Genomic DNA, 22811 nt, shown 5'->3' on the forward strand with positions numbered 1-22811 from the left:
GCGTTCGTCTGAATTGAACTGTCCCTCTGAATATGCGCGTCTTCGTTTCCTCCATCATCGCAAAGCCAGCTGCAGTGCTCTTCTGGCTTTCTCAGGACTACACACGCAGACTCGAATGGGATAGATATCTTTGCGAGGCATACCTCATTGGGGGCCATGAAACTGCGGCGGTTGGCATCATGTCTTATTGCAAGAATCGAAGTGGCTCAGTCATTGAATCGAAGTACATAGCGTTTTCTCCCCCTACGCACGCCGCGGTCCAAATGACCAAGGGGCCATGGATCCTCAGCAATTTCGGTGGGACGTGGCGCTTTAAACCGCTACAGGACGGAAAGACGGAAGTTCGCTTTATCTACAACTTCAAGGCCCGTCCTGCTCTTCTAGGATGGATCGTTGAACCATTGATCGCTGTGTTCTACCGAAGAGATATGCAGCGCCGTTTGGATGCGTTCACGAAGTGGGCCCAAGCTTTATGAGTAGCCCCCATTTGACGTCCTCCAGTATCCCCACTTTTGAGAGTTTCTGGCAAATTGCAGGCCCGTGTGTTTGGGCCTGACGCATCTCTTCCGGATGGAAATCAACAGCATGGAGATTCAGAGATCCACATGGGCAGCGAGCAAGCGAGTCTTCAGAGATTCAGCGGCAGGACTAAGCACACGCCCTCGCTTCTTTATCAAGCCTAAAGTGCGCCACAACTGAGGCTCGGTCAGCGGCACACCACGGATCTTCGGATGATTCTCTGGCAGTGCAAGCTGCGGAATGGCTGCCATGCCCAACCCTGCCTCTACAAGAGCGAGTGCACCGGTGACGTGGTTGCATTCATACCAGGCCATTGGCTGATCCGGCAAGCCTGCCATGACTTGGTCCAATAGCAGGCGGTTACTGCTCTGATGCGATACCGATACGAGGCGCTCTCCGGCGAGCTCGGTCCATGCAATCTCTGAGCGACATGCCCATGCATGACTGTGCAGCATCGCCAGCACGTATCGCTCACGCGTCCAGGTCTCGAATTGGATTCCGGGCTCCTGGCTTCCAGTAAAGCTCACGCCGAAATCTGCTCGACCTCGTACTACGGCATCCAGGACATGGCTTGCATTCTCATCAATGACATGGACTTGAACTTCCGGGTACTCGGCAGCAAAGGCACGCAGTGCATTCGGCAGGAGATGGTTTGCAACCGATGGGATGCAAGCCACTGTCACCGATCCCCGACGAGGTAGGGTCTGATCGTTAACCCGCTGCACTGCAGTCTCAAGCCCCTCTAGCGCAGCGCGCGCTTCAGTGAGGAACTCTTGGCCAATTGCGGTCAGCTGAACGTGTCTGGTTGTGCGCTCAAGCAGCCTGGTTCCCAAAGCGTCTTCCAGGCGCTCAATTCTTCGGCTCAACGCCGGCGCTGATAGGCAAAGACGCTCTGCAGCGATGCGAAAGCTTGAATTTTCAGCAGTGGCTACGAAGGCCTGTAACTCGGAGATATCGAATTTGATGCGCAGCATGCAATAGTCTACCTATATCTTGCAATTCACAGAATAGTCTCTGAAATTTACGATGGCTGCTTGCACAGAGTTGATTACGACTCGACCAGGAGACAACATGCAAAGACGCCCTCTCGTCCTGGCTGCCGCATTGGCAGCCTGCCTGCCGCTTGCCGGCGCCTACGCCCAGGAATTCCCGCCCAAACGGCCTGTCACCATGGTGGTCGGCTTTGCCGCCGGTGGCTCGGCGGACATCGCGGCCCGCATCATTGCCAAGAAACTCGGCGAAAACATCGGCCAAAGCGTGGTCGTAGATAACAAACCTGGCGCAGGCGGCAACCTGGCACATGCCCAGGTCGCTCATGGGGCCACCGATGGCTCCGTCTTGTTGTTTGGCTCCATCGGCCCCTTGAGCATCTCACCTCACTTCATGAAAGTGAGCTACGACCCTCTCAAAGATCTCGCCCCCATCACCATGGGCGTGACCTTTCCCAATGTTCTTGTCGTGCCTGCAAGCAAAGGCATCAAGACCTTGGGGGAGTTTGTCGCCGCGGCCAAACGCGAACCGGGCAAGTTGGACTTTGCCTCCACGGGCCCCGGCTCTGCAGCTCACCTGGCGGGAGAATTGCTGAACGACATTGCCAAGATCGATACGGTTCACATTCCCTACAAGGGCGGAGCACCGGCTTTGCAGGACGTGTTGGGAGGACGCGTGAGCTCTTTCTACGCCGCGCCGCCTACGGCACTGCCGCATATCGAGTCCGGCAAGCTCATTCCGCTGGCGACCACCGGCCTGACACGCCCGGCCTACCTGCCCAATGTACCCACCGTTGCAGAGTCCTATCCCGGCTTCAATGCCACCAATTGGTATGCGTTCGTCGCGCCTGGAAAAACACCCAAGCCATTGCTGGACAGATGGAACATTGAACTCGTAAAGGTGCTGAATGCGCCTGACGTGCGGGCGAACCTGCTCAAGCACGGTCAAACTGCAGCCCCTACCTCACGTGAAGAACTAGCCAAATTCATTTCGACAGAGAATGAAAAGTGGAGTCGTATCATCCGTGAACGAAAAATCACGGCAGATTGACTGAGCTGCCAGCCGACCGAGATTGCCAAGGCCCATCGCAAACAATGGGTCAGCGGAGTCGGCCACTGAACTCAGAGGCTGCCGCTCAGTTCCGTCGCAAGGCAGCTTGCGGAACTGGGTAGCTTCGATGCTGGTGCCACTGGCCCTTGATCCAGAACCAGTTGCCCACCTCTCCACGCCATATCCAGTGACCAGGAACCCAATAGTGGGTCGGGCTCGGTGCCTGCGGTCTGTTTTCGACGATGCCCTGCGGCATGGGAGGGACTGCGCTCGCCACCCAGTGGCCTTTATGCCAAACCCACTAGTCTCGCTCCCAGCGCCAGCACCCGTTCACCCGGTGCCACCCTGGCGACGGCGGTGCGCCTCGCTCTTCAATGATGACCAGGCATCACGCGTTCTTGGACATGAACCAGCGCTGGCCGCGGATGTCGCTCAGAAGCCTCGACGCATCCCGTCAAACCGAGTACCGACAGCCGCACCTGCAAGCGCACCGGAGCAACAAAGAAGCCTCGGCATGATGACCAAGGCTTGGGAATTAGCGCCAGGGGTCAAGCCATCTTTCAGTGCTTCAGCCTGAACCCAGCGACACGCATCTTTTGCTCGAGATATGACAGCCAGATGGCAAAAAGCCCCGACCGTTTCCGATCAGGGCTTTGAGTGGTTGCGAGGGCCGGATTTGAACCAACGACCTTCGGGTTATGAGCCCGACGAGCTACCAGACTGCTCCACCTCGCGATATTCCGCGTCGGGGGCCGACCACCATTCCTAGGCGCCAGCTTCTTTCCCCGACCGGCGTATTCTAGCACATATGTATAAATTTACAGCATGAATCTTTATTCAGTGGCCTACACCTTGACCAGAGAATGAACACAGCCCGCTGGCGTACCAAGCGAGCTGTGTTCATTGCAACCTGAGAAGCTTACTTTTTGGCCGCGTCGTGAATCGCTTCCTTCAAGTCACCGGCTTTCTTCTGGGCAGTGCCTTGAACCTGTTTTGCGATGCCCTTGGCTTCCTGCTCGGGGCTGTCAACGAGTTCACCAAACTTCTGCTGAACCTTACCTGCTGCGTCCTTCAACGTGCCCTTGACTTGATCAGTATTCATGATGTTCTCCTTATGAACAAGGCCACGAACTGCGGCCTTGGTTCAAAGGTAAACGCTGTGAAGGTTGACTGCCGTGGGACTAGCTTGGGCATCTATGTGGTAGATACCCTTACACGTTATCAATTGCTCACAACGGCAATTCCAAACAAAAGTTCCAGCGGGTAAAGGCGCTGCCACTCGCTCAGAGCTTCCTGCATTCCCTGAGTCCAAAGTGAAAATTGAGGACCGCCTCAGCAAGCCTGTTTCTGGCGACGAGCGGGACCAGCGCATGCGAGATGCTGTACAGAAAGGCTTGGATTTCAAGCAGCAGCAGCGCTGATCCAGTCAATCGCTCGGCAAAGCGCCTCCAAAGAGGCGCTTTTTTTATCAACCAAAGATGGCACTCACCTTGAAGACGAAAAACGTGAGCAATTAGCCAGCATGCGGCAACTGTGGCGCGCCTGCGCAAAGCTGAGTGGAGCCATCCTGCCTGACGACTGGTGCAGGTGAGTCGCTTAGGAGTGCGCCAAGGCGACCGCCGATTGAGAGCGCGGAGCAGATTCCGCATCGTGAGCGACGGTGGCCATGCCAGACAACACATCACCACTTTTAGGTAAGCCGAACTCGTCTTGTTTGCCCCAAAGGCCTCAAGCAGAATTCGACGCAATCCAACAGTTTTGCCGAGCCTGGGCCCTCCCTCCCTCAACCAATTTCCCCAGGCATGACCCGCAAGGTCGTCGGCGCTCTATTCAAGCCCGCAGCAGCCGCTCGCGGGCTTTTTCCTTGTCCCAATGAAATTCCACGCACGCCACTCGCAACCACCAACAACTCATGGCCCTTGCAGCACAGCCTGGGTCATAGAGATGGTTGCTTGCTCTTGATAGATATGCGCCTCGAAGCGATTCATGACACATCGCGCCAAAGGCAAGAAGGAGAAACGGGAGTTCAAGGACGCGGCCAAACCGGGCCGCGCCGGCTGGATCGGCACGGTGCCGAAAAGGCCTGTCCATCTTTGCCGGGCTTTGCTGATCACCCAGGAGCTGTCGGCGAGCTTCTCCTTCGAGCCAGGCCCTGAACCAGAACTGAAAACCAGGAACAAGGCGCCTTGCTGCACTCCTTGGCCGCTCCTTGGCCTTCAGCCAGCCCAGGTCAACCCGTGAGTCAGAACCTCTCCCAGTCGTCCAATGAACCGCTCAACGCTACGGGTTCCTTGGGCGCCCGAACAGGTGCCGCGGCGGGCGCCAGCATCGTGGCCTTGGTGACAACGCGTGGGATGGCGGATGTACGAGCTGAAGCAGCGAGTGCCTTCGCCTGTTGCGGCGTCACCGTCACGGACGCGCCTGGGCGAACGGGAACCGCAGTGTCAGTGACTGCCCCACCCAAACGAAAGACCCTGACCAGCTCGACCAGACGCGCTGCCTGGCTGCTGAGACTGTCGGCAGCGGCAGAGGATTCCTCTACCAGGGCCGCATTCTGCTGCGTGACCTGGTCCAACTGGTTCACTGCAACATTGACCTGAGAGATGCCCTGCACCTGCTCTTGCGTGGCCGCACCCACCTCGTCCAGGAGTTCGGCGACGCGCCTAGCCTGCTCGACGACTTCCCGCATGGTTGTGCCAGCCTGATCCACCTGATGGGCGCCGGCGTCAACTTTGGACACGCTTTCTCCGATCAGATCCTTGATTTCCTTGGCAGCCTGTGCCGAGCGATGGGCCAGGGTGCGAACCTCACTGGCGACCACGGCAAAACCACGCCCCTGCTCACCGGCACGGGCCGCTTCCACTGCGGCATTGAGGGCCAGAATATTGGTCTGAAAGGCAATGGAGTCGATGACACCGATGATGTCGCTGATGCGGCGCGAACTGGCGGTGATGTCTTCCATGGTGCGCACGACCTGACGCACCACCTCACCACCACGGCCTGCCGTCGAGCTGGCGGCATTTGCGAGCTGAGCGGCCGTGCGCACGGTGTCGGCATTCTGGCGCACCGTGGAATTCATCTCTTCCATCGACGCCGCAGTCTCCTCAAGGTTGGACGCTTGCTCTTCGGTACGCTGGCTCAGGTCTGTGTTGCCTGTCGCAATCTGGTTTGCACCTGTTGCGATGGATTCGCTGCTGGCCCGCACCTCGCCCACGATCTGAGCCAAACGGCCGCGCATCTGGTCCATGGCAGCCAGCACACTGGTTTCGTCGCCCGCGCGGCGCTCCACATTCACGGCCAAATTGCCCTGAGCCACTTGTTGCGCGATCTGCACGGCATAAGCCGGCTCGCCGCCAAGCTGCCCCTTGACACGGCGCGTGATAGCCCAGGCCACCGTCACCCCCAATACAGCCGAAAGCAGGGACATAACAAGCAAGGCGGCACTGGCAGCCATCACATCCTTGGCTGAGGACTCGGCTGTTTCGGAGGTCATTCGCCGCTGGTAGGCGATCATTTCATCCAGGGCTTCGAGATACTGGCGCTGCAGCTGACGCTGCTCGCCCAGGATCACGTCGCGTGCGCCCTCCTGATCATTGTCCAGGCCCATCTGTGCCGACTTGTCCAGGGCCGCAATGTAGGCGGGACGCAATTGCTCCACTTTTTGCATGTGGACACGCAACTCCGCCGATTTCAGGTTGGTACGCAGTCGCTCAATCACTCCCGCAGCGTGCTTGCGCACACTGGTGTAGCGGGCGTGTTCTTCGGCCACCTGAGCTGGGTCTGTCAGCAGGGCCAGGTTGCGCACCTGGCGCTCGATAAGGCCGATATCGTCTCGCAACTCCTGCAACAGCAGCATATTGGCCACACGCTCCTGCGAAAGCACCTGGACTTCCTCGCCGACCTGTACCAGCTGAAGCCGAGCATAAGCGGCGACCAGGAAGGCAATCAAGATCACAGTTGCAAATCCAAAGGCAAGCATGCTGCTCAGTTTCATATCTTTCAAAAAGCCCATAGCCATCCTTTATTGACAAGAAAAAACAATCTACGTTACTTAAAATAACGTGTCTTTATGTATCTTTTGTAACTAAATAGAGATAGTACATCTTGTCTCATAGGTGATACAGCAACCGTCCATGGTGACGGTGGGCTCTTTCCCGTTTCAGGCAATGTCAGGCGCAGGATGTGGCTTGCAACTCATCAACTCACGCCAAGGCGGCAGCCGGCCCTTGAGCACAAAGACCTGTTGAGCCCCTCGAAAAAGGGGAATCAGATGAAGAAGGCGCAGCGCTCCAGCAGACCGAGGCAGGCCCAGCCGTCGCCTCGCTGCCGATACCGGCTGCCCCGTACGCAGAGCCATGTGATGACTGGATATGCAAGCACCATGTCACCACACATGGAACTGGGAGCAGCTACACAGCCCGGCCAGAATCAAGATCGCCTTCTCCGATAAGCGGCCGCAAGCCACCAGGCAGTACCTCGGAACCCGGCCCTGAGCGGGGTTCATCATTTGCCCATAGAGGTTGGAACCTGCTCGAGACTCAAGACGCCCCGGGTGTGCATCATCCTGAGCGGCCATAAAGCAAGACGCGCCGTTTGGCGAAGCCACAGTCGGCCCGGCACCAAGGAATGAGGAATGAGGAATGAGGAATGAGGAATGAGGAATGAGGAATGAGGAATGCCAGTGGCTCTGGCTTGAGCTAACCGGCGTGCATGGACAGCGCCTTCATTCCATCAATGAGACAGATGCATCGTGCGAGATGCCTGGGTGCAGCACCGGAGCACAGGGCTACTCCTTCCCTCGCACACGAACGGTCTGGCCATGCCTGCGCTGGCCTGAAACTGCCCCCGCGCCTTGCTCCTCACCGACAGGACAAATGCGCTATCGGCTTTGGTTCATACGCTGCACCAGGGAGGTGATGTAGACCGTGAATATGGGAAAGATCGTCATTCCACATGTAGCCAGCAGCGCAGTGCAGACTTTGCCCAGAGTTGTCTCGGGGACGATGTTGGAGCCCACGGTGGTGACCGTCATGGAAGCCCACCACAGCGCGTCGTAGTAGGTCTTTACCAAGGGGTTCACTCCGTTCTCAAAAACAAAAAAGATCAGCGTCTGGAAGTAAACCACGGAGAAAAAACTCACCAGGTACGCTACAAAGAGCCCCGTGATCCTGTTGGCAACCACCATTTTGACCAGTACCACCAGGGCGGCCCCGCCACGCATGATGGGCAGGAACTTCAGCACATACAGAACTTCAGCCGAGAACGACAGTGAGAACAGCTGAATCAGGCTCAGATAAGGAATCGACAGCAGCACCAGCAAAAAGTGGCGCAAGAGAAAACGCATCTTTTTAGGCGCCAACAGCATCAGCAAAAAGAAGTCGAGCAGAAAGTACAGACAGACCCACAGCTGGATGCGTTCATACACTGTTCCCGCCACAAAGACCTGACCGGAAAAGGCCTCCAGTGAAATGCTGACGATCAGCAGTAAGGCTGCGCACATGCTCAGAATGTTCAACACATGAGCAAACGTGAAGCGCCAGCCGCTCTCAGGAGAAACAGGGAGTGCTGTCGACTCTGAAACTGAAGATGTCACCACATCAGACCTTGATAACGGAAAGCTCGATCATCGGTGCAAGCGAACGTCGGCCAGCCAAGACCCGTTTCACAGCGCCAGGATCTCCCGCTGCTTTGAGATCTCTGGAGACGGATTGAGCCTGGCACACCCAAGCTCGCATATCTTTCACGCCCGACTCAAACAAGAGGATGGCCTGCAAATGTCCAGACTCACGAGGCAAACTCATGGCGTGCCGTGGGTGGAATGCGCCATGACCGCTCAGAGATGGTAATGCGTTACGCACTGCGGATTCCTTCAGTCTTGCCCAGTTGCGGCCGGGGATGCCAGTCTTGCTGAACAGACGCCATGATGCACATGAAAAGCAGGGTTGGCCGAGGCGGTGACTGAGGCGTGCTTTATCCAGGAATAAAGCCACCCTGGCACCCTGAAGGAGGGTTCATGGCAAGCTGCCGGTGCAAGCGCTGAGCCCTATGCAACGGTAATGACCACCGTTTTTTCTACGCCATCCTCCGTCACCTCAACCGAAGATCGATAGGACGTGCCCTGTTGTTTGGCATTGAGAATGGCCTGAAGGTCTATGCCCCGACCTGCAAGCTCTTTGCTGGCGGAAGCAGGCAGAAGCTGAGCCAGAATATTCACCGCGAACAGAGGCACTCCAAAGCTGTTTTCCAAGGTTCCGGCCACATATTTTTCCACTGTGATTTTTGACACAAGACGCTTCCTGAAGAGTGTGAGTGAACCAGCGTAATATTTTTAGCGGGAAGTCGTCGCCCCTGTTGAATGCTTGCTGACTTAAGTCAACGCAGCCATGCGTCTCCCCCTAAATCAGCGCATTGAACTGTTCAGCGATATTTGTGCCGGCCCAGCTTCATGGTTCTTCCCACCTTGATCGAGAGTGTTCAGACACATGCTTCTCATCTGGCGGTCAAACGAGGCATGCCATGCAAAAAGCCAGTTGTGATCTCAGGTTTTGTGCCTGGCTACTCTCGTTAAAAAGTGAGCTTCTCACGTACTGCTTATATAAATTTCACTATAAAAAGTACCTGAAGTCTTTTCTGGCCATGCGCTACACGCTCACTTTTTGAAGTCCATGGCCTTGCGGCGAGTGCAGATTCGCTGTCTGCTCCACCAAGGCACTGTTGAAGCCAAGCGTCGCGCGCGCAGTTGCTCCAGCATGACTGACCAATGCGGCGAAGATTGGCTTCGCCTGCGCCGAACAGCAAGGCAGACTCCCGAGATGCTCTTTCAAGTTCACCCGAAGACAGCCACTCTGACGAGTCTCCGACGCCTTGAAAAATGAGTCGTCGCACGCCCCTCTTTTCGGCAGGAATTTGCGCAGATGCATCCCATCCCGATCATTCATGGTGCGCCGCCATAGCCCCACTTAGGCGGCATGGTTAGACTGCGTGTCCAGTCACTTCACGCTTCTCGATTTCAAACCACATGTCCCACACACCCTCAAGCTCCAATCTTGCTGCACCAGTGGTGAAGCTTCGCATGCGTGTGATGGCAGATGACATCATTGCCATTGGCCCCGGAAAGATCGAGCTCCTTGAAGCCATCAACGACACAAAATCCATTGCTGCGGCGGCCAAATCCCTGGGCATGTCCTATCGACGGGCCTGGCTGCTGGTCGATGGCATCAATCAGGCGCTGAAGACCCCTGCGGTGGTCACATCAACCGGCGGCTCTCATGGCGGCGGTACCGCGCTCACCGAAACAGGCCATCAGGTCATCGCCTTGTATCGGCGCATCGAGCAGCGTGCTCTCAAGGCCTGCGAGGCCGATCTGGACCAACTGGTCGCCATGGTCCGCAGCAGCTAGGCTGGCTGGCTGGCAACACCGTCGCCGGCATGCCGCGTTATCGTGCAGAGCCCAAATGGGCCGCATGCAAAGCATGCGCTCATTGCATTGGGCTCGATCACTTCAGCATGAACTTCACCGCACAGTGCCGCCCATGCAGCGCGGCAACAGGACACTGAACCCATCGAACCATGCTCGGCGGCCCCGGTAGCAAGCCAGGTCACAGGTCTTCATCCCGGCATTGGGAGCAAAGCTCAATTCTTCGTAATATATACTGAGATATAACGAGAGCCGACCTGGCAGATTGCATCTACCGGGCGTGCAGCGACTTGTTCTGCACTCCGTTGCTCCTGCCTCCCGAACCCTTGCGCTTACGTGAATTGAGATCCATATGGGCAGCGAAAAACTCAGCCTCGAAGAGCGACTGCAGGTGCTGGAAATACTGCTGGAGGAGTCCATATGGGGACTTCACCTCGACCGACCGGAGCAACGCAAGGCCATTGCATCGGCGCTCTACACACGTCTGGAAGTGGCCGGCCGGCATCAGGCCTACCCTGCCGGCGTGGCCGCTGCCTTGTATGAGCATGCCGATGCACTGTCCGAGCTGGACAATACGCCTGACCCACTCAAGCCTCTGTTACGTCCTTTGATCCGATATTCAGGGGCTGATGACTGAATGCTGCCTCCTGAAAGATATGCGCCAGCCAGCATCGCCCTGCGAAGGCAGACATCAGCTCGGGAAGATGCGCGCTCCATGCGCCAGAACATGATCAACCCGCCGGCACCAATCACCGTTCATGGGCTGGTTCGACCACCCCATTCCTGTTCGTATTCCACAACGATCATGTCGAGTAGAGGGCTTTAGTGCAGCAAGATCACATTTCCTACCTGCTGGCCCTCCATCGGCAGCAGGACTGGGCGGCAGCAGCCGCTGCGTGTCAACTCTCTCCAGCCCAGCTGAAAAAAGCAGTGGCAGGCGTCGAACGCGAATACGGCTGTGCCCTGATCAAGACAGGGGCAGTTTTTCGCGGGTTCACGGTCGAAGGCGAGAAGGTTGTTGCCTGGGCACAAAACCTGTCCGAAGCGCTTTCCACGCTCAAGCATGTATTTGCCGCTTCAAATAGCAGGAAGGCGATTGCCCCTCTCCTGGAGCGACGCTCCGTCTCCCCGAAGCGACTTGAGGCACCGGGACCAGATCGCCAAGAGATTGATCTGATGATCGAAGCTGCACTTAGCGCACCAGATCATGGCGGCTTGCACCCTTGGCGTGTGCTTGTATTTCCCGCCGATTCCCGCGCGAAGCTGGCAGATTTGTTTGAACAGGAGAAGCTCAGGCGCGACCCTCTGGCTTCCGCCGAGGATGTCAAGCGTGCCCGCGAGCACGCCACGCGCAGCCCGGCCTTGCTGGCTTTCGTCATATCGCCCAAGCTGCGCATGCGAGTGCCGGAGCGTGAGCAATGCCTGGCAGCCGGCTGCGCACTGGGCAACCTCCTGAATGCAGCACATCAGCTCGGCTACGGCGCCATCATGCTCAGCGGCGAGCGCTGCTTCGACTCCTTGCTTTGCACGGAACTGGGAGTCGATTCCACGGAGTATCTGGCTGGATTCATCAGCCTGGGCAGTGTTGCTGTGGCCCCGCCACCGCGAAAGCCTGCCATGCTCGATGCGGTAAGAGCCGTCTGGGGCCCGGGCGTTCCAGAGCCGGTCCAGCACAACGACTGCCGCGATTCAGTACCCAGCACAGCAGTTACCGGATCGCAAAAGCCCCACTGAGCTTTGTGCAACTTCCCCGGAAGTACATGCCGCAAACAGGTTTCCAAGCGAAGTAAACGCGGCCATGCGAGTAACGCTGGCAGGAGGAATGAAAGCAGGCCTCAACCTGTTTTCGCCATTGGCCGCTCGAACTTCCGGAGCAAGAAGAACGCCAGCGCGGCCAGTCCGGCCAGCACCAGGGACAGCGCATTGGCACAGTCTGCTTCTGACCCCAGCACATGGTTGTAGACAGCCAGCGACAGGGTTTCGGTGCGCCCGCTGATATTGCCTCCCAGCATCAGCGAAATACCGACCTCCCCCATCGACCGCCCGGCGGCCAGCACCAGGCCAGCCAGGATACCAAGCCTGGCCAGCGGCAACTCGACCTTGATGATCACTTGCCAAGGTCGTGCCCCCAGCGTCGCAGCCACCTCACGCAATGAGTCATCCATTTCGGCGAAGGCGGCTTGAGCAGGTTTGACCATCAGCGGCAGGCCAGCGACCACCGCAGCGATGACCAGGCCTGTTTCACTGAAGACCCAATGCGGTCTCCAATCCTGCGGCAACCAGGTGAGCAGCCAGCCTTCTCTCCCAAGCAATAGCAGCAGTACATAGCCAATGACGATCGGCGGAAAGACGAGGGGCAAGGTCACCAGTGCATCGAGCAAGGCCTTGCCGCGAAAGCTGCAACGGGCCAGGACCCAGGCCAGCGGGACGCCAAGCGCCAGTTGCAGCAGCACGCTCCAACCCATCACTTTCAGAGTGAGCGGAAAGGACGTCCAGGCACAGGTCTCGGGGAGCAAATCAGTCCGCCAAAAGCTCAGAGGCCGTTGGCGGTCATGATGCGCCGGGCAGTGTCGCCTTGCATAAAGGCCTGAAACCGGCTCTGCGACTCGGTAAGTGCACGATCCCTGACGGTGCCGAGCGATATCTCTATGGGGTCGTAGCAACTCTGGGGCAATTCGAGCATGGGGCCTGCGCGACCGGCAAGCGCCAACGCCTCGGTCTTGTTCACAAACCCTGCATCGACCTCGCCGGAGCTCAAGTAGCTCCCCACTTGAGGCACACCTTCAACCTCGAGCAGCTTGGACGACAGCGCATCGGCGAGGTGAAGTCGCTTCACGCAAGCATCGGCTGCACCGCCAAATACGGTCCGGGTGCGATGAGGAAGTGCAACCCGGCCGAAGGCCGCGTCTTTCAGATCCTCAGGGCTGTTCAATGACTTGCCCTTGCGAGCCACCAGAACCAGCCTGCCTGTCCCGAGACGGTCGAAGCGGCTGAAAAGTCCGGTGGGCTCCAGCAGACTCTTGTCACCAATCAAAAAGGCGACTTCCCGGTTCTGCCGAGCCTGGGTCTCGATCTGCTTGATATGCCCGAAGGCAGCCTGCGCTTCAACTCCCGTTTCTTTGCGAAACGCCTCTATCAGTTCGAGCACCGGCTTGCGATAGCCTCCCATCGCGGCAACCAGTACGGTCTCGGCGGCCCTTGCGGGCGTGCTGGCAAGCAGCGTGGCCACGCAGGCCAGCCCCAGCAGGTTGCGAGCGAGGACGCGTCGCGAAAAATGGAGCTCTCGATTTCGATTCAGATGGAAGGGGCCAGTGGTATTGGCAACAGCATTCAACATTCAAAACTTCAGTGGAAGATGACGCTGTAGTGCAGCGCGCACGTTATATTCAACGGAATATAACACTAGGAAACAAGAGATCGCCGCCTATGACAGACACCATCACCCTACGCCCCATTGGCATCATCCATAGCCCTTTTCAAAGCACGCAGGGCATGCCGATACAGACCGTGGCGGCGGCCGATGCGGAAGGCGAGCTGGAGATCTTCGAAGAATTCACCGCAGGATTGCGTGATATCGAAGGCTTTGAATTTCTCATCCTGCTCACCCATCTGCACCAGGCCGTGGAGAAGCTGGAAGTCGTGCCGTTTATGGATACCGTGAGCCACGGGGTGTTTGCCACGCGCGCTCCGGCCCGGCCCAACCGGATTGGTCTGTCCATCGTGAAGCTGGTGCACCTGAATGAGCGCATATTGCGCTTTCGCGGCAACGACATGCTGGACGGCACCCCCGTGATAGACATCAAGCCTTACGTACCCCAGCTCGATGTGCGCCAGACGGAACACATAGGCTGGTTTGGTCATGGCCTGCAACGTCTACCTGCCACGGTCTCGGATGACCGTATGTCCTGATCCGGTTGGGAGCCTGCAATCCGGCGCTGACTCCCGTCGTGACGCTTGATCTGCCGCGTCGATGGTCAAGCGATTCGCCGGAGCCGGCGACATTCGGATTCACTTCTGCAATTCGCTGCTCCTGGCTGCACGAAACGAACGAGAGCAGCAAGGGAGCGCTGAAGTGGGGCCCTGACGTCTCGGGTCACTCGCAGAGCAATGGGCTCGACTGCGAGAAAACATGAACAGCCCAACAAGCATCAGGATATAAACCCCTGGCGGAAGTGCATTGGCGAATGCGCTGCACCAAGTGCCTGAATCCACGGCAAGTCAGACATTCGTCGCAGGGACTTCTCTTCCCATCCTCATACGCCCCGCATTCATCAACAACATCCCCAGAATGGAAGCCGCACCGCCTTCCAGCAACGATTTTGTGACGGGCTCCTGCAGCCAGAGGCTGGACCACAGCATGCCAAACAATGGCACCAGGGCCATATATGCGGCAGCCACTCCGGCACCCAACTGTTGCACGCCTTTCAGAAACCAGGCGTATGCCAGTGCCGTGGCCCCCAGCGCCAATGCCACCAGGCTGTACCAGGCCGCAGCAGGCGCCTTCCACAAGCCGGCCCATGCAGAGCCCCCCTCCAGCACGAAACTCGCCACCAACAACAGCACCGCGCCCATGCAGGCAGTCACCGTTGTCGCGGTGAGCGCATCCACGCTGGTCAGCACGACGCGTCCAATCAAGGTGTACGCGACCCAGCAAGCAGCGCAGCCCAGCAGCAGCCACTCTCCGACACCAGAGGAGGACATCAGAGCGGCTGGAGCGCCATCACTGAGCGCATACAAAGTGCCCATGACGGCCAAACCCAGGCCCAGGCACATGACGGTGTTCACGCGTTCACGAAACAGCAGCACCGCAAAAAGCATGGTCAACACCGGATTAAGCGCCACCACCGTAGCCGCCTTGCCTGCGGGCACTGTCTTGAGCGCCAGCAAAAAGAACACCGAGTAGCCAAGCACCCCTACGGCGGAAGCACAGGCCAGGCCCGCCCATTGGCTCCCCCCAAGGGTGCGCAATGCACTCATGCGGCCGCTGCGATACAGCCACAACACCAGCAACAGGCTGGCCAGCAAGAAGCGCAGGCTGGCTGCCACCAGCGGGGGCATGGCCTGGGCGACGATGCGCCCCCATGGCCAGGAAGCGCCCCACAGGGCAGCCATGGCAATCAGTCCCATATGGGTTGAGGTGCGTGAAGTGTTCATGCCAGCTACTATCTGCTAATCGGAACTCATCGTCGAATGAGCAAAAACTCATGACATTTACGCAGCTCGAAGTCTTTGCCGCACTCGCCCGGATGGGCAGTTTCTCGCGCGCAGCGGCCGTACTCGGTATTTCTCAAAGTGGCGTCAGCCATGCCATCAAACAGCTGGAAACAGAGCTGGACGTCACGCTTGTCAACCGGGAAGGCGCTGCCGCAACATTGACCGAGGTAGGTGCCCGGCTACTGATCCGTGCCAACGACCTCCTTCAGCAAAAAGAGGCATTGCAGCAGGAAGCCGATGCAGAACACGGCATTGCACGGGGCCGCCTGCGCATTGCGTCCTTTGGCGCCACTTCGTCGCTGCAGCTTCTGCCAAAGCTACTGGCACGCTTTCAGCAGGAGCACCCCTTGGTCGAGGTGCACATTGAGGAAGCCACCGACAGCGTGGTCGTTCAATGGTTGCTGGAGCGGCGCGTGGAACTCGGCTTTGTCACCTTGCCCGATGAGCGCTTCGACACCCTGACCCTGGCCAAAGACGAACTGGTGGCAGTGATACCTGCTACGCATTTCCTGGCGTCCCGATCCGCCATCGGCGCCATGGACCTGCATGGACAGCCCTTTATCCGAACCAGCGCCGGCTCAGGCCCCCACATCGATGCATTTCTGGCCAGCCAAGGGGCCGAACCCAGAACGCTATTCAGGTTTGAGCAGCTCGCCTCCATGATGGGCTTTGTCGCACAAGGCAGTGCGGTCACCATTGCCGCGCGTCTGGCTCTGCCTGCCCCACCTGCCGGTGTGGTCTATCGTCCGCTGAAGCCTCGTTGCCGGCGTGAAATCGCATTGGCCGCATTGCGCTTAGACAAACTCTCGCCGGCTGCCCTCGCCTTCGTCGAACTGGCCCGCAAAAGCCGAAGCAGCCTGAAGCTCGAATAGTCGTAGTGGCTGAGCCCGCTGCGGTCTTTGAGCAAGCATGAATCAGCAACGGCTTTGCTGCTCCTCAGATCGCTGCGGGATTCATATCAGCGCCAGCCATGGCTTCGATCTGCTCACGCAGTCGATTGCCCCGGAACGCCATGGTCGCGGCATGCCCATCAGGCATACTTTTTGGCGCCGGAGACACAGACCACCGCAAGCAAAGTCACGACAAGCATCGACCAGCTCACGGACTCGTTCAGCAGCAGAGCCGCAAGGCCCAGGCCCATAAAAGGCTGCAGCAGCTGCAGCTGGCCGACTGCCGCTATGCCGCCCTGAGCCAGGCCGCGATACCAGAACACAAAACCGATGAGCTGACTGAAGAGTGCCACATAGGCAAAGCTGAGCCAGGCGTGCATGCCGACATTCGCCAAGGCCGGTGGAGTCGTCCACAGTGCAATAGGCAGCATCACAGGCAAGGACAGGATGAGTGCCCAGCTGATGACCTGCCAGCCCCCCAGCTTGCGCGACAGACGAGCGCCCTCCGCATAGCCCATGCCGCAAACGACGACGGCGGCGAGCATCAGCAAATCACCGGTGAGGGATGCCTGCGCGCCTGCCATTGCCGCATAACCTGCAACCACCGCAGCGCCCGCTGCCGAGAAGACCCAGAACAGCGGCCGAGGACGCTCGCCACCGCGGAGCACGGCAAAGGCTGCGGTGCATAGCGGCAACAAGCCGACAAATACGATGGAGTGCGCCGAAGTCACGTGCTGCAGCGCCAGTGCTGTAAACAAGGGAAATCCGACGACCACGCCCGCCGCGGTAATTGCCAGTGATGGCAGATCGGCCAACGATGGTCGGCGCTCCCGTTGCAAAAGCAGCAGCAGCCAGGCCAAAAGCGCTGCAACTGCAGCGCGCGCGCATGTCAGAAATGTGGGATTCAAATCTGCGACGGCCACGCGAGTGGCAGGCAACGATCCGGCAAAGATGGCGACGCCAATCATCCCGTTGACCCATCCGCCAGTACTTTTCTCCATTCAAGGCTCCTCAATTGAGCCTTGAGTACATCATGACGCCCGTGCATCACACCATGCACAAAACAGCACAGTTTAAAGAAACTGTATTCACTAAAAACCAGTACAGAACGTAAGCCTAGTCCTGGATTCGGCCCAGATCCGGACGCTTCAATGCTCGAGCCAGGACAGAAAAAACACGCTCGTCGGAGCACTGTGAAACGTTGAAGCGCAGAAAGTCTCCGGCCGACTGGGACTGGCTGAAGGAATTGCCCGGTGCGAGCACCACGCCCTCGTGAAGACAGGTGCGCGCAAGCGCTGCGGCATCGATGCCTTGCGGCAGCCGGCACCAAAGAAACATGCCTGCCTGCGGTATCAAGGCGGGCCTGACCCCCATCTTCTGCAAACGGCCGGCCACCTTTTCCATCTCAAGCGACAGCCGCTGACGCACTGTTTCCATGTGCTTTCTGTAACCGCCGTCCGTCAGCGTCTTCAGAATAAGCGCTTCCGCCAAACGGCCTCCACCGAAGCTCGTGGCAATTTTGAGGTCGACCAGCGCATCAATCCACTCGGGCCTGGCAGCCAGGAATCCGCAACGTACGGATGCCGACACCGTCTTTGAAAAGCTGCCGATGTGGATGACGCGTGAAAGCCCGTCAAATGCAGCCAGTCTGGGCGCATGGGTGCTCTCAAAGTCCGCAAAGATGTCGTCCTCCACGATCACCAACTCGGAGCTGTCAACGAGCTTGAGCAATCTGTGGGCAACGAGTGGAGACAGGGCTGCTCCCGTCGGGTTGTGAATGCCCGAATTGGTGATGTATAGCCTCGGTGAATGCTCTTGAAGAGCCTTTTCGAACAAGAGCAGATCCGGCCCCTGGGCCGTGTAAGGCACTCCAATCGCCTGGACCTGATGGGCTTTGAGCAGGGCATGAAAATTGAAATAGCAGGGATCATCAACCAGAACCCTGTCCCCGGGCTTCAGCAGAAAACGGAAAATCAAGTCGATTGCCTGCGTTCCTGACTCCGTCAGCATCACCTGCTCGGGTGACGCATCGATACCCGTGGCAGCCATGCGACGGACCAGAAGCTGGCGCAAGGCAGGGTTCCCGAGAGGTGTCGAATACTCCGTCAGCTCCGACAGCGAGCCCCGCGCCTGTGCCCGCAGTGCTCGCTTCAGCCCGTCCTCAAACATCCATGTGGGCGGCAACCAGCCGCAACCGGGCCGCAGCGATGCCGGGTCGCTCTCCAATGACTGACGTGACACCCACAAGGGGTCGACAACACGGTCGAGCCTGGGCCCCAGCTTCATCAAGGCAAGGGGCGCCACGGGCCCGTTGACATAGAAACCGGCACCGGGGCGCGATACGACAGCGCCTTCTGCCGCCAGTCGTTCATACGCTTCCACCACGGTGGAAACCGACATTTTCAGCAATCGGGCCTGCTGCCGGATCGAGGGCAGCCGCGTTCCAGGCAAGATGCTTCGAGAGGCAATGCCAGCCCGAATATGCGACATGACCTGGTTGATGAGAGTACCGCTGCGCGCCATTCGAATGTCCACCGTGTTGGCAAGCACTCCACTACAGTATGGAGCAATTGTGATTGATTGTGCACCATGACCTGCCTGCAGAGCCTCCTGACTCCGGCAGGGATAACGCACCCACCTTGCCGAAAGCGATGCGGCTGCCAGGCAGGAACCGACTCAAGGCAGGCTCTGCACCTGTTCGTCACCCATAGATTGGCAGGGCGGGACGCCAGTCATTTGCCACGCTGTGCTTGCCGGAAGAGCACTGGACGATTGATTCGCGAGCCGCAAGCAAAGACCTGCCTGATGCACAAGGCGCAGGCCATGCACCGAATGCAAACAAAGCGCTCAACATTGGAAGTATCAAGCGTTGTCAACGCCATCCAAGCGCTCTTTGCCGCCACCGGAAATCCACCTGCGAACGGCTACCTTGAAGCAGTTGGCAGCGGTCAACTCACCCGCTGCGCTCCTCGGGTACCGACACCGCAGGCAGGCCATGGCCGGTGGACAGCGAGTTCAGGCTGCGCAGTCACGGCAGCGGCCATACAGCGTGATTTCATGGCTGTCGACCAGGAATCCCGCTGGCGCCAAACTCGCCAGATTGCCGGGGCAGGCATGCACATCAAACACCCGCTGGCAGACCGTGCATTGGAAATGATGATGGTGGCCGTGCCCTGCCACCTCATACATGGGGGTGCGCTCGGGCAGGTGCACCTCACGAAGGAATCCCTCTTCGGCCATCGCCTTGAGTGCCCGGTACACGGTTGCAATGCCAAGCCCGGGCAAGGTTGCCTGCGCCAACTCCAATACCTCCTGTGGCGCAAGCGGCCTGTCGGCCTCTGCCATGGCCTGCTCAATGGCCGCGCGCTGCTTGGTGGATCGTTGCTTGGAGGTGTTCATCGTGGCGAGGCTGGGTCAATAGCGACAGGAGGCAGTATTGTGCCGTGGCTCGATCCTAGAGGTACTTGAGCCAGGTAATGTCGCGCCGGCGCTGCTTGAGTGCGGCAAACCAGCTTGCTGCGGGATACAGAGCCACAGCCAGCAGCGCTGCGATCACCCACAGCCAAAGCAGGCTGCTCAGTCCGAACAACTGTCCCTGGTTGGCCCCCCAGAACGCCACTGCCGCCAGGTACATGAACTTGAGCACGTACAGGTGCAGCACATAAAAGAACATGGGTGCGGCCCCCAAGGTGGCCAGCATTTGCAGCCCGTTGCGGCCTGCGGCGTTCTCGAAGGCGCACAGCAGCAGCAAGCCGATACCGAGCGTCAACATCAGGAACAACAGCGAGGGCGGATACTTGGTGACGTTGAACCAGGACATCAGTGTCTGCAGCGCATTCGTACCGGTCAGCCAGGGCGCATCGCCATAGACATTGAGCGTGCGCAGCAGCGCAAAGCCCAGCAACGAGGCAATGCCTGCCATCAGCAGACAGCGGCGGCGCTGCGCCGAATCACAGGCTTTGCCAAACCACGGACCGATACCGTAGCCCAGAGCAATAACGCCGATCCAGGGCAACAGAGGATAGGACGTGCGCAGCTGCACTCCGGCCAGCTCCAGCCAGCCACGGTCATGCAGGATCGCCCAGGGTACATGCATCACGTGGCCCGCAGGAAAATGCAGACCATCGAGCAGGTTGTGCCCCGCAATCAGCACCAGCCCCAGCAGCAGCAAGGCCTTGCGTGGCAGCCATACCAGCACCGACAGGGCCAGCATGGACAGACCGATCACCCAGATCACCTGCAGAAAGATCTTGGCGGGAGGAAATTGGAAGGTCCAGGCAAAGTTGACGACCGTCACCTCCAGCAGCACCAAGAACAGGCCACGCCGCCACAAAAAGCCGGACGCGGTGCGCGCCTGAGCAGCACCGGCATGCCGGCTGGCATACAGATAGGCCCCCAGGCCCGTCAAAAACACGAATACCGGCGCACACAAATGGGCGAGCATGCGCGGGAAAAACAGGCCGGGCGGAGTGTCCGCCACCACCATGGGGTCGGGAACCTGTAGATGCAGATAAAAGGTTTCACGGACATGGTCGAGCAACATGAACAGCATGACGAGACCACGCAACGCATCGATCGATTGCAGACGGCCAGCAATTACTGGTGGAGAAGACAGAGAGGACAAGTTGCTTGCTTTATTGATATCGAATTATCAATATCATAACAATTCATACCCGGTGTCTGGCGCAGACATGCTCAATTTCACGCCCGCTTCCAATACGCAGGTCGAGGACCCAGTCGACAGCCCGAGCCTTGGACAGCTCTCCCAAGCTTCACATGAGACGCTGCATATGAACGGTCTGCCATAGCGGATCTTCTTCACGCTCGATCACCGCAAAGCCCTGTCTTTGCCAGAACTCAAGAGCTCCCGGCAGGAATGGATGGGTGTGCAGATAAAGCACCTGCACCTGCTGGGCCAGAGCATGGCGCATCAGCACATCCAGCATCGCCTGCCCCACGCCTGAGCGCCGGAATTGCGGCGCGACAAACAGGCGCACGACCTCGACCACCTTCTGCGGTCCGAAATCCAGTTGCGCAAATCTGCCGTCATAGTCCCGGCAGGCAATCGTGGCCTGCACTCTTTGGTCAGCATCGAGAGCCGCCAGCATGCAGCCGCTACCCGATAGATAGGTCTCTTCGAAATGGCGAAGATCCTCGGGAATTTCCAGTGAAGCGATGCGCCCGCCGAACATGGAAACACGTGCGCTTTGCAAAAAGCCGTGAACCTGATGCAATTCACGAACGCGCTGAATGGAAATGTCTTGCAAGCGGGGCATGGAGAGGCAATCGGGGCTCATTCGTCGTCCTGGCTTGGGACTGATTGCTACAAAATCAGATACATTACCGCAACTTTGGTTTCGCAAGAACATGCGTGCGCAGCGGCGAATGCATGAGGGAATCCAGTGGTCAGGCACCTTCGGGGCCGGCCCGTGAAATGGAACTGCCCCCGCAACTGTAGGCAATGAGCCAGCCATCACACAGCCACTGAACATCTGTTTGGGAAGGCGATGAGCCAGCGATGATTTGCCAGTCAGGAGACCTGCCAGAGCACCAACCATTCATTGCCGGCGGGGTGTCCGGGAAGTGAGCATTTCATCGCTCCGATAACCTGCTGCCACTCAGGGCAAAGTTCAGGCGCGTGTCCTGCTATGTCTTCCAAGATGCTTTTCGCCGCTTCTGGAAAGATATTCCGATGCTGCTTCGAAGCCTTGCCAGCACTGCCCTGCTCGCTACCGCATTTTCCGCTCATGCAACCGACTTTCCTGTGCAGCTGCAAAACTGCGGCTACACCCTCACTCTCGACAAGGCGCCCACCTCGGTGGTCACCATAGGCCAGGCCGGCACTGAAATGCTTTATGCCCTCGGCCTGGGCGACAAGGTTGTCGGAACAGCGCTCTGGTTCAACCCGGTACAGCCCCGCTTCAAGGCTGTCAACGACAAGGTGCCACGCCTGTCCGACAACATTCCCAGCTTCGAGTCGGTCCTCGGCAAGCGCCCCGCCTTGGTGGTTTCGCAATTTGAATGGATGGTGGGCAAGGATGGCGTGGTGGGCACGCGCGAGCAATTCCATGATCTGCGCATCGCCACCTATGCCATGCCTGCCGACTGCGAAGGCAAGAACAATCTTGTGGGATCTGACGGCACGCGTACTGCCAGCTACGACGTGAAAGCCCTGTACAAAAGCATTCGCCAGTTGGCCCAGGCCTTTGATGTCGAGGCCCGCGGCGAAAGCCTGGTCAAAGAGCTGAGCAATCGCCAGACCCAGGCCGTGGCCAAGGTCAAATCCTCCGGGCTCCAGAACCTGTCTGCCGCACTGTGGTTCTCCAGCGCAGACCTGGCCGCCGACCCCTATATGGCCGGCAAGAACGGCGTGGCCGGCTACATGATGCAAGCTCTGGGCTTGCGCAACGTCATCACATCCGCAGAGGAGTGGCCGACCGTGGGCTGGGAGACGATTGCCAAGGCCAATCCCTCGATTTTGATCGTGGCCCGCATGGGCCGTCGCCGCTTTCCTGCAGACGACTACCAGAAAAAGCTGGACTTCCTCAAGAAGGACCCCGTCACCCAGCACATGGATGCCGTCAAGAACGGCCGCATCGTGATCGTGGACGCCGATGCCCTGCAGGGCTCCATCCGCCAGGTGGACGGCATGGAGCAGATTGCCAATGCGGTGCTGCAGATCGAAGGCCTCGCCAAATAAGCCAGACATCAACGAAGTCCGCATGCCGGTG

23 protein-coding genes, 1 tRNA gene and 1 riboswitch are annotated in these 22811 nt (G+C 58.6%); of the genes, 9 read left to right on the top strand and 15 right to left on the bottom strand.

The window, feature by feature from the left end; genetic code table 11:
* The first annotated feature begins 32 nt into the window (after positions 1-32).
* Positions 33-476 (top strand): type II toxin-antitoxin system RatA family toxin, encoded by a 444-nt coding sequence (locus DJFAAGMI_RS22370; RefSeq protein WP_211459260.1) that lies wholly within the window; start codon positions 33-35, stop codon positions 474-476.
* Between the two features lie 117 nt (positions 477-593).
* Here the strand turns inward: DJFAAGMI_RS22370 and DJFAAGMI_RS22375 are convergent, their stop codons facing one another.
* On the bottom strand, positions 594-1493 hold the full coding sequence (locus DJFAAGMI_RS22375; protein ID WP_211459261.1) for a LysR family transcriptional regulator: 900 nt from the start codon (positions 1491-1493) through the stop codon (positions 594-596).
* Positions 1494-1590: 97 nt separating this feature from the next.
* Here DJFAAGMI_RS22375 and DJFAAGMI_RS22380 point away from each other — a divergent pair, with 97 nt between their 5' ends.
* On the top strand, positions 1591-2559 hold the full coding sequence (locus DJFAAGMI_RS22380) for a Bug family tripartite tricarboxylate transporter substrate binding protein (protein ID WP_043008248.1): 969 nt from the start codon (positions 1591-1593) through the stop codon (positions 2557-2559).
* A 658-nt stretch (positions 2560-3217) separates the two neighbouring features.
* On the opposite strand, the gene DJFAAGMI_RS22385 is transcribed toward DJFAAGMI_RS22380, so the two are convergent.
* Both DJFAAGMI_RS22385 and DJFAAGMI_RS22390 read right to left on the bottom strand, forming a co-directional pair.
* Positions 3218-3294, bottom strand: a tRNA-Met gene (locus DJFAAGMI_RS22385).
* Between the two features lie 184 nt (positions 3295-3478).
* A complete protein-coding gene (locus tag DJFAAGMI_RS22390; RefSeq protein WP_003053637.1) occupies positions 3479-3661 on the bottom strand; it encodes a CsbD family protein in 183 nt (60 codons plus the stop codon).
* An 884-nt stretch (positions 3662-4545) separates the two neighbouring features.
* Here DJFAAGMI_RS22390 and DJFAAGMI_RS22395 point away from each other — a divergent pair.
* On the top strand, positions 4546-4800 hold the full coding sequence (locus DJFAAGMI_RS22395; RefSeq protein ID WP_211459263.1) for a hypothetical protein: 255 nt from the start codon (positions 4546-4548) through the stop codon (positions 4798-4800).
* 1 nt (position 4801) lies between these two features.
* Here the strand turns inward: DJFAAGMI_RS22395 and DJFAAGMI_RS22400 are convergent, their stop codons facing one another.
* The 4 genes from DJFAAGMI_RS22400 to DJFAAGMI_RS22415 form a co-directional block, all read right to left on the bottom strand.
* On the bottom strand, positions 4802-6571 hold the full coding sequence (locus DJFAAGMI_RS22400) for a methyl-accepting chemotaxis protein (protein ID WP_211459265.1): 1770 nt from the start codon (positions 6569-6571) through the stop codon (positions 4802-4804).
* 867 nt (positions 6572-7438) lie between these two features.
* Complete coding sequence (locus DJFAAGMI_RS22405; protein WP_343677445.1) at positions 7439-8152, bottom strand: potassium channel family protein; 714 nt, start codon at positions 8150-8152, stop codon at positions 7439-7441.
* Between the two features lie 450 nt (positions 8153-8602).
* A complete protein-coding gene (locus DJFAAGMI_RS22410) occupies positions 8603-8845 on the bottom strand; it encodes a hypothetical protein (protein WP_211459267.1) in 243 nt (80 codons plus the stop codon).
* Positions 8846-9200: 355 nt separating this feature from the next.
* Positions 9201-9497 carry a hypothetical protein gene (locus tag DJFAAGMI_RS22415; RefSeq protein ID WP_211459268.1) on the bottom strand — a complete coding sequence of 99 codons (297 nt, stop codon included), beginning with the start codon at positions 9495-9497 and terminating at the stop codon, positions 9201-9203.
* Positions 9498-9631: 134 nt separating this feature from the next.
* Here DJFAAGMI_RS22415 and DJFAAGMI_RS22420 point away from each other — a divergent pair, with 134 nt between their 5' ends.
* The 3 genes from DJFAAGMI_RS22420 to DJFAAGMI_RS22430 all read left to right on the top strand — a co-directional run bounded on the left by DJFAAGMI_RS22420 (position 9632) and on the right by DJFAAGMI_RS22430 (position 11710).
* Positions 9632-9958 (top strand): winged helix-turn-helix domain-containing protein, encoded by a 327-nt coding sequence (locus DJFAAGMI_RS22420; RefSeq protein WP_211459270.1) that lies wholly within the window; start codon positions 9632-9634, stop codon positions 9956-9958.
* A 370-nt stretch (positions 9959-10328) separates the two neighbouring features.
* Positions 10329-10613, top strand: a complete 285-nt coding sequence (locus DJFAAGMI_RS22425; RefSeq protein ID WP_148730015.1) for a hypothetical protein — start codon at positions 10329-10331, stop codon at positions 10611-10613.
* Positions 10614-10801: 188 nt separating this feature from the next.
* Positions 10802-11710, top strand: a complete 909-nt coding sequence (locus tag DJFAAGMI_RS22430) for a nitroreductase family protein (protein WP_211459273.1) — start codon at positions 10802-10804, stop codon at positions 11708-11710.
* A 101-nt stretch (positions 11711-11811) separates the two neighbouring features.
* Here the strand turns inward: DJFAAGMI_RS22430 and modB are convergent, their stop codons facing one another.
* Entirely contained in the window at positions 11812-12492 is a 681-nt protein-coding gene (modB, locus tag DJFAAGMI_RS22435; RefSeq protein WP_283245801.1) for a molybdate ABC transporter permease subunit, read from the bottom strand.
* Positions 12493-12509: 17 nt separating this feature from the next.
* Positions 12510-13313: a molybdate ABC transporter substrate-binding protein gene (gene modA, locus DJFAAGMI_RS22440; RefSeq protein ID WP_211459275.1), complete on the bottom strand. Its 804-nt coding sequence runs from the start codon at positions 13311-13313 to the stop codon at positions 12510-12512.
* Positions 13314-13402: 89 nt separating this feature from the next.
* Here modA and tsaA point away from each other — a divergent pair, with 89 nt between their 5' ends.
* On the top strand, positions 13403-13885 hold the full coding sequence (gene tsaA / locus DJFAAGMI_RS22445; RefSeq protein WP_211459277.1) for a tRNA (N6-threonylcarbamoyladenosine(37)-N6)-methyltransferase TrmO: 483 nt from the start codon (positions 13403-13405) through the stop codon (positions 13883-13885).
* Positions 13886-14194: 309 nt separating this feature from the next.
* On the opposite strand, the gene DJFAAGMI_RS22450 is transcribed toward tsaA, so the two are convergent.
* A complete protein-coding gene (locus DJFAAGMI_RS22450; protein WP_211459279.1) occupies positions 14195-15130 on the bottom strand; it encodes a DMT family transporter in 936 nt (311 codons plus the stop codon).
* A gap of 50 nt (positions 15131-15180) precedes the next feature.
* Here DJFAAGMI_RS22450 and DJFAAGMI_RS22455 point away from each other — a divergent pair, with 50 nt between their 5' ends.
* Positions 15181-16062, top strand: a complete 882-nt coding sequence (locus DJFAAGMI_RS22455; protein WP_211459343.1) for a LysR family transcriptional regulator — start codon at positions 15181-15183, stop codon at positions 16060-16062.
* A 158-nt stretch (positions 16063-16220) separates the two neighbouring features.
* On the opposite strand, the gene DJFAAGMI_RS22460 is transcribed toward DJFAAGMI_RS22455, so the two are convergent.
* The 5 genes from DJFAAGMI_RS22460 to DJFAAGMI_RS22480 form a co-directional block, all read right to left on the bottom strand.
* Entirely contained in the window at positions 16221-17081 is an 861-nt protein-coding gene (locus DJFAAGMI_RS22460; RefSeq protein ID WP_211459284.1) for a DMT family transporter, read from the bottom strand.
* A gap of 115 nt (positions 17082-17196) precedes the next feature.
* Complete coding sequence (locus DJFAAGMI_RS22465) at positions 17197-18603, bottom strand: aminotransferase-like domain-containing protein (RefSeq protein ID WP_211459285.1); 1407 nt, start codon at positions 18601-18603, stop codon at positions 17197-17199.
* A 492-nt stretch (positions 18604-19095) separates the two neighbouring features.
* Positions 19096-19479, bottom strand: coding sequence for a Fur family transcriptional regulator (locus tag DJFAAGMI_RS22470; protein WP_211459287.1), 384 nt, complete (start codon positions 19477-19479; stop codon positions 19096-19098).
* Positions 19480-19534: 55 nt separating this feature from the next.
* Positions 19535-20722, bottom strand: coding sequence for an acetyltransferase domain-containing protein (locus DJFAAGMI_RS22475; RefSeq protein WP_419095624.1), 1188 nt, complete (start codon positions 20720-20722; stop codon positions 19535-19537).
* 130 nt (positions 20723-20852) lie between these two features.
* A complete protein-coding gene (locus DJFAAGMI_RS22480; protein WP_211459291.1) occupies positions 20853-21356 on the bottom strand; it encodes a GNAT family N-acetyltransferase in 504 nt (167 codons plus the stop codon).
* A gap of 59 nt (positions 21357-21415) precedes the next feature.
* Positions 21416-21641, top strand: a riboswitch (cobalamin riboswitch).
* Positions 21642-21772: 131 nt separating this feature from the next.
* Between DJFAAGMI_RS22480 and DJFAAGMI_RS22485 the strand changes: the two genes are divergently transcribed.
* Positions 21773-22780: an ABC transporter substrate-binding protein gene (locus tag DJFAAGMI_RS22485; RefSeq protein WP_211459293.1), complete on the top strand. Its 1008-nt coding sequence runs from the start codon at positions 21773-21775 to the stop codon at positions 22778-22780.
* The last annotated feature ends 31 nt before the right edge of the window (positions 22781-22811 follow it).

The organism is Comamonas brasiliensis (genome assembly GCF_018292285.1).
In the GTDB taxonomy this organism is placed as follows: Bacteria; Pseudomonadota; Gammaproteobacteria; order Burkholderiales; family Burkholderiaceae_C; genus Comamonas; species Comamonas brasiliensis.